This window comes from Mycobacterium sp. KBS0706, from assembly GCF_005938675.2.
In the GTDB taxonomy this organism is placed as follows: Bacteria; Pseudomonadota; Alphaproteobacteria; order DSM-16000; family Inquilinaceae; genus Inquilinus.
In genome coordinates this window covers 56,035-71,951 of the sequence record NZ_VCCH02000021.1, presented here as the reverse complement: position 1 = coordinate 71,951, position 15,917 = coordinate 56,035, and the positions used below count along the sequence as shown (strand labels likewise).

Sequence of the window (15,917 nt, the reverse complement as noted above, 5' to 3'; positions counted from 1 at the left end):
TCAGCCCTTGATCCGCGCCACCACCGCGTCGAGCGGCAGCTCGATCTTTTCGCCGGTGGCCCGGCGCTTGATCTCGGCCACGCCGTTGGCGGCGCCGCGCGGCCCGATCACCACCTGCCAGGGCAGACCGATCAGGTCCATCTCGGCGAACTTCGCTCCTGCCCGCTCGTCGCGGTCGTCATAGAGCGGGTCGAGGCCGGCGGCCTGGAAACGCTGGTACAGGTCCTGAGCCGCGGCGTCGCAGGCGGCGTCGCCCGGCTTCAGGTTGATCAGCCCGACATCGAAGGGCGCCACCGCATCCGGCCAGATGATGCCGGCCTCGTCATGGCTGGCCTCGATGATGGCGCCGGCCAGACGCGACACGCCGATGCCATAGCTGCCCATCTCGACCGGCCGCGGCGTGCCGTCCGGCCCGGCCACGGTCGCGCCCATCGGCGCCGAGTATTTGGAGCCGAAATAGAAGATGTGGCCGACCTCGATGCCGCGCCGGGTCTGCAGCTCGGCCGCCGGGACCGGGCAGTTGGCCGCGTCGTGCATCTCGTCCGCTGCGGCGTAGAGGCCGGTGACGCGGTCGACGAAGGCGGCAAGGTCGTCGTCGGGGCCGAGCTGCCGCGCCTCGGTGTCCAGCTCCAGGAGCCGCGGGTCGACATAGACCTGGCTCTCGCCGGTCTCGGCCAGGATCTGGAACTCGTGGCTCAGATCGCCGCCGATCGGGCCGGTGTCGGCCTTCACCGGCACCGCCTTCAGCCCTAGCCGGGCGAAGGTGCTGAGGTAGCAGACGAAGAACTTGTTGTAGGAGCGCCGCGCGGATTCGTAGTCGATGTCGAAGCTGTAGGCGTCCTTCATCAAGAACTCACGGCCGCGCATCACGCCGAAGCGCGGGCGCACCTCGTCCCGGAACTTCCACTGGATGTGGTACAAGAGCTGCGGCAGCTGCTTGTAGCTCTTGACCGAGGCGCGGAAGATGTCGGTGACCATCTCCTCATTGGTCGGGCCGTACAGCATGTCGCGGTCGCTGCGGTCGCGGATGCGCAGCATCTCCTTGCCGTAATCGTCGTAGCGGCCGCTCTCGCGCCACAGATCGGCCGGCTGGATCGTCGGCATCAGGATCTCCTGGCAGCCGAACCGGTCCTGCTCCTCGCGCACCACCTGCTCGATCTTCTTCAGTACCCGAAAGCCCAGCGGCAGCCACGAATAGATGCCGGCCGCCTGCTGCCGGATCATGCCGGCCCGCAGCATCAGCCTGTGCGACACGATCTGCGCCTCGCTGGGATTCTCCTTCAGGGTGGGCAGGAAGAACTGGGACAGGCGCATCGAGCGGGCCTTCGTGTGGAACCGGTGGGAAACGTCAGGCGCGCGACTTTAGGGAAGGACCGGCAGCCTGTCCATGCGGGGTTCCGCGGCATCGCGATTCTCCCGATGCTTGCCACAGGATCGTGCCCCGAGGCGTGGTGCAGGAGGCCGCCAGCAGGGCGGCGGCGGATCATCGGGGGCCACTCGGACTCACCTCGCCCTCCGGCGGCGACACGGCTGGCTCAGGATCCTCTGCGTCCGCCCCAACCCCCTCTGACTGCGGTGGCGTCGCCGCCGCATTCGATATCCGGTCCTCTTCGATCGCCCGGGGCACCGTCTGGGTGTAGACGAGCACCGTGAACATGGCGCTCTCCGCGTCGGTCTCCAAGGTGGCTGCACGTTGCGCGATCAGATCGGGCAGGTCGGCTATCGGGATCGGTTCTTCCGCTGCGACCACTTCACCGTAAAACGCGTCCAGGGCAGCCTCTACCCGCTCATGTCCTTCGCTGCCCTCGGTCAAGACCTCGCTTGGCTTTTGCTTCCTCGTGCCGTATTGCATTTCATAAATATAGCACAGACCCAGACAAAATATGCTCGAAATTACTGTATTGACGAAGATACGGAGCGCTTCGTTCGGAATCGCATCCTGTCCGGTTGGGCCCAACCGCACTCCCCCATTGAGCGCCAGAAATGTATTGAACACCAGGACGAATGCAAAGAACTTGTTGCTATCGTTGGCCACTGCAAATGCAGAACTCAGCAGTTCCCTGGGACTTTTCTCGATCAATTCCTTGTTCGATTTCCACTCGGCTTCATATTCAAGCGGGCCGATGGCCCCGAATTGGTTGCCCGCGACCAGTTTCACGAGCGGCGGCGTCAGGGCGTTGTAACCGACCAGCGCTCCGGCCCACAAGACGCCGATCTGGGCTCCTCTTCGGATGAGGTCGCCGGCATTCTGGTCTGCAAACTTGCCGGGCCCGACATAATCGTTTGAATATGACCAAGCTGTGGCAGGAATGAAACTCAAGGTAAACGTGGTGGCCCCCGCCATATATACTCCGATCTTTCTCCAACCGGTCGGGTCGACGCCGGCCAGCTGCGGCACCTTCATCGTCCTGAATGTCTTTAAGATTTCAGTGAAGGTTGCATAGAAAGCGGCGCCTACCGTCGACGTCGCAAGGCTGGCAGCGACGTCATAGCTTTTTGCGAATCCGATACCACCTAGCATGGACAAGGTATAGATAAGGTCCCCGATGGTCGCATCCCACTTCTGGTCTCTGGCGTTCAAGGCAGCCGAGGTCAGCATGATGAGAGAGCTGACGGCCTGACCTGTGTAGAAGACGCCTTCGGCAAGCCCGGTATTTTCGTCAGGCTGGCCGAGATTCAGCGACTGAACGGTTAAGGATTGGAAACCTGGCCGGAGACCGAAGCCCAGGAGGCTGATCAGGCCCGTCGTCTTGGCAACCTGCCAGAAATTGAGCCCCCAGCGGATGGCGGCATTTTTGTCGGACGGTCTCGCGCCAATCTGGTTGATGATTTGCCGGACAGCGGCCTGGACCGCCTCAAGGTCCGGAGCGGGCTGTGCCGGATCGTCCGGGTCAGTCCGAGCGCCCATGAAAGCGACGAAATCGGGATCTTTGAAGATGGCGTCCACCTTCCGTGCCAGCTCGAGGTCGCGGTTGAGCAATTCGGTGACCGCCGCCGTCACCTCCGCCCCGGACGGCAGCATCTCGATCCACTCGCCCCCCGGAGCAGGCTGCGGCGGTTCCGCGGTGATGGCCGCCTCCTGATCTCCGCCGCCACCGTTCCCCGCCTGGGACGACGCGGCGAGATTGCCACCGGCGTCAGAGCTCGTCAGGGCATTGAGCCAGCTGATGAATCTCGGCTGGTTCGCCAGGTCGGCGTGAGCGCTCCGGCCTCCGCTCCCTTGTCCGCTCCCTGATGCATCCGCCATCGGCCTGTCCTCCGTTGCTGTGCCCTCAGAGCCAACTGCTGAATCAGCGTGGAATACTGAAGGGATGATTGAACGAACCCGCCGGCGCGGGATGCGAGAGGATGGTGGTTGTGAGCAGCCCCAAGACTGGAATGAGTGGGCGGAAGCGCCCCAGATCGCCAGCCCCGGTTTTGGTATGGTTCAATGCGCGACCGGAATGAATGGCCTCCGCACTGCGCTGCGGCGATCGATGCCGCCGGTTTGCGCAATCGCCCAGGGAATAGCCTTCGGCCTCACCTCCTAGATGGGCGTTAGAGCGCTCGCCGACTGCGTGTGGGATATCGATCCGGGGCGCAATTCCGGCCGATTTGTTTGTGCACAAATTCGTCCTGATCTGGCCGCATGGGGGGCATGCGATTCTGCGTGACAGCCCCATTTTTCCTCGCTAAGGTCCGCCTCGCCTGAACAAAAAGAATGACAAGGGCAGGCTCGAGTTTAGGGAGGAAACTGTCGGGAGTGCCGGCAGGACTAAAGTCCGTCGGACACAATTAATAAGACAGGTTTTCGACCGGCAGGCGCTTCGGCCCTGCCGTTTTTTTGTGCATGGATACACACATTGCAGAGGCCAGCGACGGGGACTTCAGCCTCCGCGCCGCCAGGGCGGGTCCAGCTTCAGGATCGTGGCGTAGACCGGGCAGGCAGGATGGTGCGTGCCCTGCAGGTAGCCCAGGCTCATCAGGAATTCGCCGACGATCTCGCCGCCGGTGAAGCGGAAGGTCTTCTTGAACAGCTTCACCCACTCCGCCTTGGCCAGCGGGTGATGGGCGTCGAGCCAGGCGGCGAAGCTGCCGTGGCTCTCGCGGATCGCCTGCAGCCGCTTGGCGTTATCGATCGCGGCGTCGACCTTCAAGCGGTTGCGGATCACCCCGGGATCGGCCAGCAGCCGGGTACGGTCGGCGTCGCCGAAGGCTGCGACCTTGTCGATGTCGAAGCCGGCATAGGCGTGGCGGAAGGTCTCGCGCTTCTTCAGCATCAGGTCCCAGGACAAGCCGGCCTGGTTGATCTCGAGAATCAATCGCTCGAACAGCACCGTGTCGTCCCGTGCCGGGAAGCCGTATTCGGTGTCGTGATAGGCCTTGTGCAGCGGGTCGCGCTCGGCGAAGGCGCAATAGGTCTTCGCCGGCGCCGGGCCCGTCACTGCTGCGCTCTCGTCCATGATTCGGCCCAGTCCCGGAAGGAGAACACGTTCTCGGTGATCAGGATGTCGATCACCACCCATAGCACGATGGTGATGGCGGTGGTGATCAGCACCTTGCGCCACATCCGCGGATTGGCCGGCGCCCCGACCTGGTGGCCCGGCTGCGCATCGTCGACCTCGGGCCGCACGCCCCAGGGCAGGACCATGAAGATCACAGTCCACCAGATGATGACAAAGACGACGATGCCGCTGACCAGGCCCATGCGGTCCCTCCCGGAGTGTCTGCCCTCTTACCCGCCTGACCCGACGGGCGACATGGGTCTTTTCGTCCTGGTCTCAGACCTGCTCGATCTCGGTCAGGGTGCCGGCGAGGTCGGCCGGGTGCAGGAACAGCACCGGCTTGCCATGGGCGCCGATCTTCGGCTCGCCGTCGCCGAGCACGCGGAGGCCCGCCGCGACCAGCCGGTCGCGCGCAGCCCGGATGTCCTCGACCTCATAACAGAGGTGGTGGATGCCGCCCTTCGGGTTGCGCTCCAGGAACTTCGCGATCGGCGAGCCCTCGCCCAGCGGGTGCAGCAGCTCGATCTTGGTGTTCGGCAGCACGACGAAGACTGTGGTCACGCCGTGCTCCGGCAGGTCGACCGGCGCCGACACCTCGGCCCCCAGCGTCTCGCCATAGAGCACCACGGCGGCCGCCAGGTCCGGCACGGCGATGGCGACGTGATTGAGGCGGCCGATCATGGTCAGAGCCGGACCAGATGCACTTCGGTGACCGGCTTCTTGCCGTGCCAGCTGCGGATCGTGCGGCGGACCGTCACCCGCGCCGCCTCGGTGATCGCCGTGTCGTCGTTGCGCTGGGTTCGCGGCAGGGATTCGATCGCCGAGCGCACCTCGTCTCCAACCTCGGCTTCGCTGTCGGCCTGGTCCTCGGCGTCCTCGATGCCGAGCAGCGCCACCCTCGGGTCGGCGGCCAGCCGGCCGTCGCGGTCGAGCACCAGGGTCACCACCGCGGCGCCGTTGTGGATGATGCGCTGGCGGTCGCGGATCGCCTCGCCGCCGATCGGCACCAGATGATGCCCGTCCAGTGCCAGCTTGCCGTGCTCGACATTGTCGACGATCTCGAGCGGCCCGGGCGCCAGGCGGATCAGGGCGCCGTTGCGCGGCACCAGGGTCTGCTTCACCTGCCCCGCCTCGGCCAGCGCCGCATGGGCGCGCATGTGCCGCTCCTCGCCATGCACCGGCACCACCGCCTGCGGCTTCAGCCACTGGTAGAGGGTGGTCAGCTCCTCACGCGCCGGATGGCCGGAGCAGTGCACCATGGCGTCGTCCGGCGTGATCAGGGTGATGCCCTGCCCCACCAGCGCGTTCTGCACCCGGCCGATCGCCTTCTCATTGCCCGGGATCTCGCGGGCCGAGAACACCACCGTGTCGCCGGCATCCAGGGTGATGTGCGGATGGCTGTCGCCGGCGATGCGCGCCAGGGCCGACCGCGCCTCGCCCTGGCTGCCGGTGCAGATCAGCACGATCTTGTCGCGCGGGATGTAGCCGACCTGATCCTCGCGCACGAAGGGCTCCGGCAGGTCGTTCATGTAGCCGGTGCTCTGGGCCGCCTCCATGATCTTCCACAGCGACCGGCCGACCATGGCGCATTGCCGCCCGGCCTGCTGCGCCGCCAGCGCCACGCTGTGGATGCGCGCGACGTTGGACGAGAAGCAGGTGACGACGACCCGGTTCGGCTGGGCCGCGATCACCTCGGCCAGGCCGCGGCGGACCTCCTCCTCCGAGCCGGAGCGGCCGGGGTTGAGGGCGTTGGTGCTGTCGCCCATCACCGCGACCACGCCCTCGTCGCCGAGCCGGCGCAGCTTCGCCTCGTCGGTCACGTCGCCGATCTGCGGCGCCGGGTCCAGCTTCCAGTCGCCGGTGTGGACCACGTTGCCGTGCTTGGTGCGGATCACCAGGGCGTTCGGCTCCGGCACCGAATGGGTCATGGTGATGAAGCCGACGCCGAACGGACCGATCTCGACATCGCCGCCCAGCGGCACCTCGATGATCGGCACCTGGTCGGCGAAATCGGTCTCGCGCAGCTTGATCCGCAGCACCGCGGCGGTGAAGGGCGTGGCGTAGATCGGGCAGCGCAGATCGGGCCAGAGATGGGTGATGGCGCCGATATGGTCCTCATGCGCATGGGTGATCACGAGCGCCAGCAGCTTGTCGCGCCGCCGTTCGATGAACACCGGGTCGGGCACGATCAGGTCGATGCCCGGAACCGATTCGTCGGCGAAGGTGACCCCGCAATCGACCATCAGCCAGTGGCCCGCATGACCGTAGAGATACAGGTTCATCCCGATCTCGCCGGCGCCGCCGAGCGGCAGGAAGTAGAGGGCGTCGTCGGGGCCGTTGGCGCCGGCCGCGGGAGATGCGTTCATGTGGTGGTGTTTCGCTCGTAGATGAGGCGCAGTCCGCGCAGGGTCAGTTCGCTGTCGATGTGGTCGATCATATGGGTCGCCTGGGCAAAAACGCTACCGAGGCCGCCGGTGGTGATCACCGTCACCGGCGGCGTGCCGGTCGGCGACAGCTCGGCCTTGATGCGGGTGATCAGCCCTTCGATCATGCTGAGATAGCCCCAGAACATGCCGGATTGCATGGCGCTGATGGTGCCGTAGCCGATCACCTGCTCCGGCCGCACGATCTCGACCTTGGGCAGCTGGGCCGCCACCTTGTGCAACGCGTCGAGCGCCAGCTGGGGTCCCGGGGCGATGATGCCGCCGACGAAGTCGCCATCGGCGTTGACCACGTCGAAGGTGGTGCCGGTGCCGATGTCGACCACGATCAGCGGCTTGGGATAGGCGGCGCCGGCGGAAACGGCGTTGACCAGCCGGTCGGCCCCCGCCTCGCGCGGGTTGCGCAGCAGATTCCTGATGCCGAGCTGGATCTCGGGATCGCCGACCCGCATCGGGTCGGTGCCGAAATGGTCGCGGCACAGCTTGGCCAAGTTGAAGGTCGCGGCCGGCACCACGCTGGACAGGATCGAGCGGGTCACGTCGACCGGCCGCAGGCCCCGCATCTTCATCAGCGAGACCAGCCAGACGGCGTATTCGTCGGAGGTGCGGCGGCTGTCGGTGGCGATGCGCCACTGGCCCTTCTGCTGTGCCCCGTCGAACACCGCGAAGACGATGTTGGTGTTGCCCGCATCGATGGCGAGAAGCATCTCAGCCCCTCCCGAAGAAGACGTCGCCCGCGGTGATGCTGTGCCGGCCGGTGTCGGTGCGCAAGATCAGAGCGCCGGTCGGGTCGATCTGCTCGAACACCCCCTCCAGCGTCTCGGTCTCGAGCCGCACCTTGATGCGGGCGCCGAGACCGACGGCGCGCTTGAGCCAGGCGGCACGGGTGGCATCGAAGCCCCCTGCCCGCCATTCCGCCAGGCGGCGGTCCAGCGCTGCGGCCAGCCGCTCCAGCGCCGCCTCGACCGTCGCGTCCTTCGCGCCGGCGGCGTGCAGGCTGGTGGCGTTGTAGTCGGCCAGCTGGGGGTGGTGGGCGATGTTCACGCCGATGCCGGCGACGATCCAGTCGACGGTGCGATCCGGGGCGACTGCGGCCTCCAGCAGGATGCCGCACATCTTGTCGCCGGCGATCTGCACGTCGTTCGGCCATTTCAGCTTCGGTTCGAGCCCGAAGCTTGCCACCGCGTCGGCCACGGCGACAGCGACCACGAAGGTCAGCTCCCCGGCCCGGCTGAACGGCACCTGCGGCCGCAGGATGGCCGTGCAGTAGAGGTTTCCTTCCGGCGCGGACCAGGCGCGGCCGCGGCGGCCCCGGGCCGCGTCCTGCCGCCGGGCCCAGACGATGGTGCCGTGCGCGGCGCCCGCTACGGCGAGCGCCCGCGCCTCGTCATTGGTGCTGCCGACGCGGTCCCGCGCGTCGAGCCGCCAGCCCGGTGGCAGTGCGATGGGAGGCAGGGCGTCGGGCATCAGCCTCCGAACAGGCTGGCCGCGGCCGCCTGGGCAGCCCCGGTCAGCGGCGCCGGCAGCAACCAGAACATGACGATAAACAGGGTCGAGACGGCGAGGATCGCCGGGATCGCGGCGCCTTCCGGCTTGTCGAAGCCGACCTTCGGCTCGTCGAAATACATCACCCGGATGATCTTCAGGTAGTAAACCGCCGACACCACGCTGGCCAGCACGCCGATCACCGCGAGCACGATGAAGCCGGTGGTGCCCTGCTCGATCACCGCCTTGAACACGTAGAGCTTGGCGAAGAAGCCGGCCAGCGGCGGGATGCCGGCCATCGAGAACATCATGATCACCAGGGCGAAGGCCATGCCGGGGCTGGACTTGCCGAGGCCGGCGAGGTCCTGGATCCCCTCCACCTGCTTGCCGTCGATCCGCATCGACAGGATCACGGCGAAGGCGCCGAGGCTCATCGGGATGTAGATCGCCATGTAGACGATCACGCCAGTGATGCCCTGCTGCGTGCCGGCGGCGAGGCCGAGCAGCGCGAAGCCGACATGGCCGATCGAGGAATAGGCCATCAGCCGCTTGATGTTGGTCTGCGCGATCGCGGCGAAGGCACCGAGGATCATCGACAAGGCCGAGGCGACGACGATGATCTGCTGCCACTGGCTGGTGAGATGGCCGAACGGCTCCACCAGCACGCGGACGAACAGCGCCATGGCCGCCACCTTCGGGGCCACTGCGAAGAAGGCGGTGACCGGGGTCGGCGCGCCCTCATAGACGTCCGGCGTCCACATGTGGAACGGCACGGCCGAGACCTTGAAGGCCAGGGCGGCGCAGACGAAGACGAGGCCGATGATCACGCCCATCGAGGCGCCGCCGAGCACCACGCCCTGTCCCGCCTGGCCGGAGAGGGCCTGGGCCAGCGCGTCGAAGCTGGTGGTGCCGAGGAAGCCGTAGATCAGCGAGGCGCCGTACAGCAGCAGGCCCGAGGACAGCGCGCCGAGCACGAAGTATTTCAGCCCGGCCTCGCTCGACCGCTCCGAATCGCGGTTGAAGGCGGCGACGACGTAGAGCGACAGGCTCTGCAGCTCGAGGCCGAGATAGAGCGAGATCAGGTTGTTGGCGCTGATCATCAGCAGCATGCCGACGGTGGCCAGCACGAACAGCACCGGATACTCGAAGCGCGACATGCCCTCATGCTCGAGATAGTCGAGCGACATGATCAGGGCCAGCGCCGAGCCGATCAGCACCAGGATCTTCATGAACACGCCGAAGCCGTCGGCGACGAACATGCCGCTGAAGGTCACGGCCCGCCCGCCCGGCGCCATCAGCAGCAGGGCGGCGGCGATGATGAAGGACATCACCGCCAGGGAGGCGACGATCCGGGTCGACTTCTCGCCCAGGAAGACACCGATCAGCAGCAGCGCCATGCCGGCGCAGGCCAGGAAGATCTCCGGCAGGGCCGGCATCAGATCGGGAAGAGACACCATGGCGATCGGATCCCCGGCTCAGCGGACGGCCAACGCGACCGCGTCGGCGCGGCCGAGATCGGCGTGGTATTGGGTGATGAGGTGGTCGACCGAGACCGACATCACGTTCAGGAAGCTGGACGGGTAGATGCCCATCCACAGCACCACCAGGGCCAGCGGCACGAAGAGGACGATCTCGCGCGGGCTCAGGTCGGTCATCTTCCGCACATCCTCGCGTGTGATCTCGCCGAAGATGACCTTGCGGTACAAGAGCAGCATGTAGGTGGCGCCGAGCACCAGGCCGGTCGCGGTCAGGGTCGCGACCCAGGTGTTCACCTGGAACAGGCCGGTCAGGATCAGGAACTCGCCGACGAAGCCCGAGGTGGCCGGCAGGCCGACCGAGCCGAGCAGCATGATCATGAAGAACACGGCGTATTTCGGCATGTTGTTCGCCAGACCGCCATAGCGCGCGATCTCGCGGGTGTGCAGCCGGTCATAGACCACGCCGACGCAGAGGAACAGCGCCGACGAGACCACGCCGTGGCTGAGCATCTGGAAGATCGAGCCCTCGACGCCCTGCTGGGTCAGCGAGAACATGCCGGCGGTGACGAAGCCCATATGCGCGATCGAGGAATAGGCGATCATCTTCTTCATGTCCTCCTGCGCCAGGGCGACGAGGGAGGTGTAGATGACCGCGACGATCGACAGGCCGTAGACCAGCGGCGTCAACAGCGCCGTCGCCTCGGGCAGCATCGGGATCGAGAAGCGCAGGAAGCCGTAGCCGCCCATCTTCAGCAGCACGCCGGCCAGGATCACCGAACCCGCCGTCGGCGCCTCGACATGCGCGTCCGGCAGCCAGGTGTGGACCGGCCACATCGGCACCTTCACGGCGAAGGAGGCGAACATGGCCAGCCATAGCCAGACCTGCATGTCGTAGCCGAAATCGGTCGCCAGCAGGGTCGGGATGTCGGTGGTGCCGGCCTGGACATACATGGCCAGGAGGGCCACCAGCATCAGCACCGAGCCGAGCAGCGTGAACAGGAAGAACTTGAACGCGGCATAGATGCGGCGCTCGCCCGACCCCCAGATGCCGATCAGCACGAACATCGGGATCAGCACGCCTTCGAAGAAGACGTAGAACAGCACGTAGTCGAGCGCGCAGAACATGCCGATCATCATGGTCTCGAGGATCAGGAACGAGACCATGTACTCCTTCACCCGGCTGTGGATGCTCTCCCAGCTGGCGAGGATGCAGATCGGCATCAGGAAGGCCGACAGGACGACGAACAGCACCGAGATGCCGTCCACGCCCATGTGGTAGGCGATGTTGAGGTCCGGGAACCAGGCCACCTTCTCTTCCATCTGGAAGCCGACCGCGGTCGGGTCGAAGCCGAGCCAGATGGCGACCGAGAGGGCGAAGGTGACGAGCGTGGTCCACAGCGCCACCCAGCGCGAGGTGGCGGCCACGGCGGCCTCGCTGCCGCGGGCCAGCAGCAGGATCAAGGCTGCTCCGACCAGCGGCAGGAAGGTGGCGAGCGAGAGGATCGGCCAGTTACCCATGAGTCACTCTCACATCCGGCCGCCGAAGACATACCAGGAGACCAGCGCGACCACGCCGATCACCATGACGAAGGCATAGTGGTAGACATAGCCGCTCTCGAGCCGGCTGGCCCGGCGGGCGACGCCGATCGAGGTGGCGGCGATGCCGTCCGGCCCGAGCCGGTCGATGATCGCCCCGTCGCCGCCCTTCCAGAGCGCGCGGCCCAGGACGAAGGCCGGCTTGACGAAGAGGGCATCGTAGATCTCGTCGAAGTACCACTTGCGGAAGAACAGCTGGTGGATCGGCTTGAACGCCCGCACTGTCGCGCCCGCCAGGGACGGCGCCTGGATGTAGTACACCCAGGAGGCGGCGAGCCCGGCCAGGCCGGCGACCAGCGGCAGCAGCTTGACCCAGAGGGCGACGTGGTGCGCCGCCTCGATGCTGTCCTGGGCGGGCAGCACCAGGATCGCCTCGCGCCAGAAGTGCTCGCGCCCCTCGCCGACGAAGACGTCGTAGCCGATCAGGCCGGCCAGCACCGCGCCGGCGCCGAGGATCAGGAGCGGCACCAACATCACCGGCGGGGATTCATGGACATGGTCCATGGTATGGTGGTCGGCGCGCGGCTTGCCGTGGAAGGTCATGAACAGGAGGCGGCCGCTGTAGAAGGCGGTCATCACCGCCGCCAGGATGCCGAGCCAGTAGGCGAAGGCGCCGACATTGGTGTGGGCGGCCCAGGATGCTTCGAGGATCATGTCTTTCGAGTAGAAGCCGGCGAAGCCGAACACGCCAGGGATGCCGATGCCGGCCAGCGCCAGGCTGCCGATCCACATCAGGGCATAGGTCCAGGGGATCAGCTTCCAGATGCCGCCCATCTTCCGCATGTCCTGCTCGCCGCCCATGGCGTGGATCACCGAGCCGGCGCCGAGGAACAGCAGCGCCTTGAAGAAGGCGTGGGTCAGCAGGTGGAAAATCGCCGCCTGGTAGGCCGAGACGCCGATGGCGAAGAACATGTAGCCGAGCTGGCTCATGGTCGAATAGGCGATGACCCGTTTGATGTCGAACTGGGTCAGGCCGATCGTCGCGGCGACGAAGGCGGTCAGCGCGCCGATCACGGTGACCACGGCCAGCGCGTCCGGGGCGTATTCGAACAGCGGCGACATCCGCGCCAGCATGAACACGCCGGCGGTGACCATCGTCGCGGCATGGATCAGGGCCGAGACCGGGGTCGGGCCTTCCATCGCGTCCGGCAGCCAGGTGTGCAGGCCGAGCTGGGCCGACTTGCCCATGGCGCCGACGAACAGCAGCAATGAGGCGGTGGTCAGGGCCGGCAGGTCCATGCCGAGGAAGTTGATCCGGGCATCGACCAGATGCGGCGCGGCGGCGAAGATCTCCTCGTACCGCACCGTGCCGAAGATCTTGTAGACGGCGAAGATGCCCAGCGCGAAGCCGAAGTCGCCGACGCGGTTGACCAGGAATGCCTTCACCGCGGCGGCCCGGGCGCTCTCCTTCTCATGCCAGAAGCCGATCAGCAGGTAGGAGGCCAGGCCGACTCCCTCCCAGCCGAAGAACAGCTGCACCAGGTTGTCCGCCGTCACCAGCATCAGCATGGCGAAGGTGAACAGGCTGAGATAGGCGAAGAAGCGCGGCTTCGAGTGGTCGTGCGACATGTAGCCGATCGAGTAGACGTGCACCATCGCGGAGACGGTGTTCACCACGATCAGCATCACGGCGGTCAGCGTGTCGAACTTCAGCGCCCAGTCGGCGACGAAGGTGCCGACGCTGATCCACAGAAGCAGCGAATGGGTGCGGACGTTGCCGTCGATGGCGACGTCGAAGAACAGCCACCAGGAGATGAGTGCGGCGACGCAGACGGCGAGCGTCGTCACGGCCATCGAGGCGCGGTCGCCGATGAAGCGGCCGAACAGTCCTGCGATCAGGAAGCCGGCCAGCGGCAGGAAGATTGCTGCGATGTCCATCGGGGGCGCCTCAGCCCTTCATCATGTTGATGTCCTCAACCGCGATCGAGCCGCGGTTGCGGAAGTAGACGACGAGGATCGCGAGGCCGATCGCCGCCTCGGCGGCGGCGACGGTCAGCACGAACAGCGCGAACACCTGCCCCACCAAGTCGCCGAGGGCGACCGAGAAGGCGACGAGGTTGATGTTGACGGCGAGCAGCATCAGCTCGACCGACATCAGGATGACGATGACGTTCTTGCGGTTCAGGAACACGCCGAAGATGCCGAGCGTGAACAGGATCGCCGCGAGGCCGAGATAGTGTCCGATTCCGATCGTCATGGCGTCAGGCCCCTTCCCCGGTGCCGATCTTCTTGATCACCATCACCTCCTCGCGGCGGCGCGCGAGCTGCTGCGAAATCACCTGGCGGCGGACGCCGGCGCGGTGGCGCAGGGTCAGCACGATCGCCCCGATCATCGCGACCAGGAGGACGAGGCCCGCTGCCTGGAACGGATAGGCGTACTGCGTGTAGATCAGCTGGCCGAGCGCCGCCGTGTTGGTCGGCCCCGAATGCGCCGCCCCTGCGGACAGGATCGACGGGCCGCCGATCGAGCCGTAGAGCAGGAACAGCTCGACCAGCAGCACCACACCGATCAGCGCGCCGATCGGCAGGTAGCGCAGGAAGCCGGCCCTGAGCTCGGCGAAGTTGATGTCCAGCATCATCACGACGAACAGGAACAAGACCGCGACCGCGCCGACATAGACGACGACCAGGATCATCGCCAGGAACTCCGCCCCGATCAGCACGAACAGCGCCGCCGCATTGAAGAAGGCGAGGATCAGGAACAGCACCGAATGCACCGAATTGCGGGCCGAGATCACCATCACGCCAGCGACGACGGTGATCAGGGCGAAAAGATAGAAGGCCAAGGCCTGGATGATCATCTCACGGTGCTCCCTGTCGTCCCCTTGCGGACGCTCGAGGTCACGATTGCTCTACCCCTCTCGCGGCCCGGCCCCCCGACGGAGTCCGGACCGAATCCCCCGGCGAGGCGGCGCGGCGGGTCTTACCGGTACGGCGCGTCGACCGCAATGTTCGCGGCCAGCTGCGCCTCCCAGCGGTCCCCGTTCTGCAGCAGCTTCTCCTTGTTGTAGAAAAGCTCCTCGCGCGTCTCGGTGGCGAACTCGAAGTTCGGTCCCTCGACGATCGCATCCACCGGGCAGGCCTCCTGGCACAGGCCGCAATAGATGCACTTGGTCATGTCGATGTCGTAGCGCGTCGTGCGGCGGCTGCCGTCGGCGCGCGGCTCGGCCTCGATGGTGATGGCCTGGGCCGGGCAGATCGCCTCGCACAGCTTGCAGGCGATGCACCGCTCTTCGCCGCTGGGATAGCGGCGCAGCGCGTGCTCGCCGCGGAAGCGCGGGCTGAGCGGACCCTTCTCGAACGGGTAGTTCAGCGTCGCCTTCTGCTTGAACATGTAGCTGAAGGTCAGCGCCAGCCCGCCCAGGATTTCCTTGAGCAGCAGGCTGCGGGCGGTGCGGTCGATGAATGCCATGGTCTCGGCCTCTCAGTTCGGCAGCCAGCCGAAGGCGGTCAGCACGCCGGCGGTGATCACCACCCAGGCCAGCGAGAACGGCAGGAACACCTTCCAGCCCAGGCGCATCAGCTGGTCGTAGCGGAAGCGCGGCAGCGTCGCCCGGACCCAGATGAAGACGAACAGGCAGAAGAGGATCTTCAGCACGAACCAGATCACGCCCGGGATCCAGGTGAAGGGCGCGAAGCCGAAGGGCGGCAGCCAGCCGCCGAGGAACAGGATGGTGGTCATCCCGCTCATCAGGATCATGTTGGCGTATTCGCCGAGGAAGAACAGCGCATACGTCATGGACGAGTACTCGACCATGAAGCCGCCGGTGATCTCGGATTCACCCTCGGGCAGGTCGAACGGCGCCCGGTTGGTCTCGGCCAGCGCCGAGATGAAGAAGATCACGAACATCGGGAACAGCGGGATCGCGAACCAGATGGTCTGCTGCGCCTTGACGATGTCGGAGATGTTGAGCGAGCCGACGCAGAGCAGCACGGAGATCATGACGAAGCCGATCGAGACTTCGTAGGACACCATCTGCGCCGCGGACCGCAGGCCGCCGAGGAAGGCGTATTTCGAGTTCGACGACCAGCCGGCGATGATGATGCCGTAGACGCCGAGCGACGAGATCGCGAACAGGTACAGAACGCCGACATTGATGTCGGCCAGTACCCAGCCGTCATCGAACGGGATCACCGCCCAGGCCACGAGGCTGAGGAAGAAGGTGATCATCGGCGCCAGGATAAACAGCATCCGGTTGGCGCCGGACGGGATGATCGTCTCCTTGCTCAAGAGCTTGATGCCGTCGGCCAGCGGCTGCAGCAGGCCGAAGGGGCCGACCACCATCGGGCCCTGGCGCAGCTGCATCGCCGCCATCACCTTGCGCTCGGCAAGCGTCAGATAGGCCACCGCGATGATCAGCGGCAGGACGATCGCGACGATCTGAAGGACGACGAGGATCGTCGGCCAGGCGTATCCGCTCCAGAAACCCATC

15 protein-coding genes are annotated in these 15,917 nt (G+C 66.1%); all 15 read right to left on the bottom strand.

Annotation, left to right across the window (positions count from 1 at the left end; translation table 11 throughout):
* Complete coding sequence (proS, locus tag FFK22_RS13965; RefSeq protein ID WP_138890701.1) at window positions 1-1,314, bottom strand: proline--tRNA ligase; 1,314 nt, start codon at window positions 1,312-1,314, stop codon at window positions 1-3.
* A gap of 169 nt (window positions 1,315-1,483) precedes the next feature.
* Entirely contained in the window at window positions 1,484-3,247 is a 1,764-nt protein-coding gene (locus FFK22_RS13960) for a hypothetical protein (protein WP_138890700.1), read from the bottom strand.
* Window positions 3,248-3,866: 619 nt separating this feature from the next.
* A complete protein-coding gene (locus FFK22_RS13955; RefSeq protein ID WP_138890699.1) occupies window positions 3,867-4,442 on the bottom strand; it encodes a DNA-3-methyladenine glycosylase I in 576 nt (191 codons plus the stop codon).
* The gene (locus FFK22_RS13950) at window positions 4,421-4,687 is read right to left on the bottom strand and encodes a DUF1467 family protein (protein ID WP_138890698.1); all 267 of its coding nucleotides are present in this window, start codon (window positions 4,685-4,687) and stop codon (window positions 4,421-4,423) included. The genes FFK22_RS13955 and FFK22_RS13950 overlap by 22 nt, the downstream gene beginning before the upstream one ends.
* Window positions 4,688-4,760: 73 nt before the next feature.
* Window positions 4,761-5,165 (bottom strand): methylmalonyl-CoA epimerase, encoded by a 405-nt coding sequence (gene mce / locus FFK22_RS13945; RefSeq protein ID WP_138890697.1) that lies wholly within the window; start codon window positions 5,163-5,165, stop codon window positions 4,761-4,763.
* Window positions 5,166-5,167: 2 nt separating this feature from the next.
* Window positions 5,168-6,850: a ribonuclease J gene (locus FFK22_RS13940; protein ID WP_138890696.1), complete on the bottom strand. Its 1,683-nt coding sequence runs from the start codon at window positions 6,848-6,850 to the stop codon at window positions 5,168-5,170.
* Window positions 6,847-7,632, bottom strand: coding sequence for a type III pantothenate kinase (locus FFK22_RS13935; RefSeq protein ID WP_138890695.1), 786 nt, complete (start codon window positions 7,630-7,632; stop codon window positions 6,847-6,849). The genes FFK22_RS13940 and FFK22_RS13935 overlap by 4 nt, the downstream gene beginning before the upstream one ends.
* A 1-nt stretch (window position 7,633) precedes the next feature.
* A complete protein-coding gene (locus tag FFK22_RS13930) occupies window positions 7,634-8,392 on the bottom strand; it encodes a biotin--[acetyl-CoA-carboxylase] ligase (protein WP_138890694.1) in 759 nt (252 codons plus the stop codon).
* Complete coding sequence (nuoN, locus tag FFK22_RS13925; protein WP_138890693.1) at window positions 8,392-9,867, bottom strand: NADH-quinone oxidoreductase subunit NuoN; 1,476 nt, start codon at window positions 9,865-9,867, stop codon at window positions 8,392-8,394. The genes FFK22_RS13930 and nuoN overlap by 1 nt, the downstream gene beginning before the upstream one ends.
* Before the next feature lie 18 nt (window positions 9,868-9,885).
* Window positions 9,886-11,406, bottom strand: coding sequence for an NADH-quinone oxidoreductase subunit M (locus FFK22_RS13920; protein ID WP_138890692.1), 1,521 nt, complete (start codon window positions 11,404-11,406; stop codon window positions 9,886-9,888).
* A 9-nt stretch (window positions 11,407-11,415) separates the two neighbouring features.
* On the bottom strand, window positions 11,416-13,362 hold the full coding sequence (gene nuoL / locus FFK22_RS13915) for an NADH-quinone oxidoreductase subunit L (protein ID WP_138890691.1): 1,947 nt from the start codon (window positions 13,360-13,362) through the stop codon (window positions 11,416-11,418).
* Window positions 13,363-13,372: 10 nt separating this feature from the next.
* A complete protein-coding gene (gene nuoK, locus FFK22_RS13910) occupies window positions 13,373-13,681 on the bottom strand; it encodes an NADH-quinone oxidoreductase subunit NuoK (RefSeq protein WP_138890690.1) in 309 nt (102 codons plus the stop codon).
* Window positions 13,682-13,685: 4 nt separating this feature from the next.
* Entirely contained in the window at window positions 13,686-14,285 is a 600-nt protein-coding gene (locus FFK22_RS13905; protein ID WP_138890689.1) for an NADH-quinone oxidoreductase subunit J, read from the bottom strand.
* Between the two features lie 122 nt (window positions 14,286-14,407).
* On the bottom strand, window positions 14,408-14,896 hold the full coding sequence (nuoI, locus tag FFK22_RS13900) for an NADH-quinone oxidoreductase subunit NuoI (protein WP_138890688.1): 489 nt from the start codon (window positions 14,894-14,896) through the stop codon (window positions 14,408-14,410).
* Between the two features lie 12 nt (window positions 14,897-14,908).
* The gene (nuoH, locus tag FFK22_RS13895; RefSeq protein ID WP_138890687.1) at window positions 14,909-15,916 is read right to left on the bottom strand and encodes an NADH-quinone oxidoreductase subunit NuoH; all 1,008 of its coding nucleotides are present in this window, start codon (window positions 15,914-15,916) and stop codon (window positions 14,909-14,911) included.
* Window position 15,917: the final 1 nt, after the last annotated feature.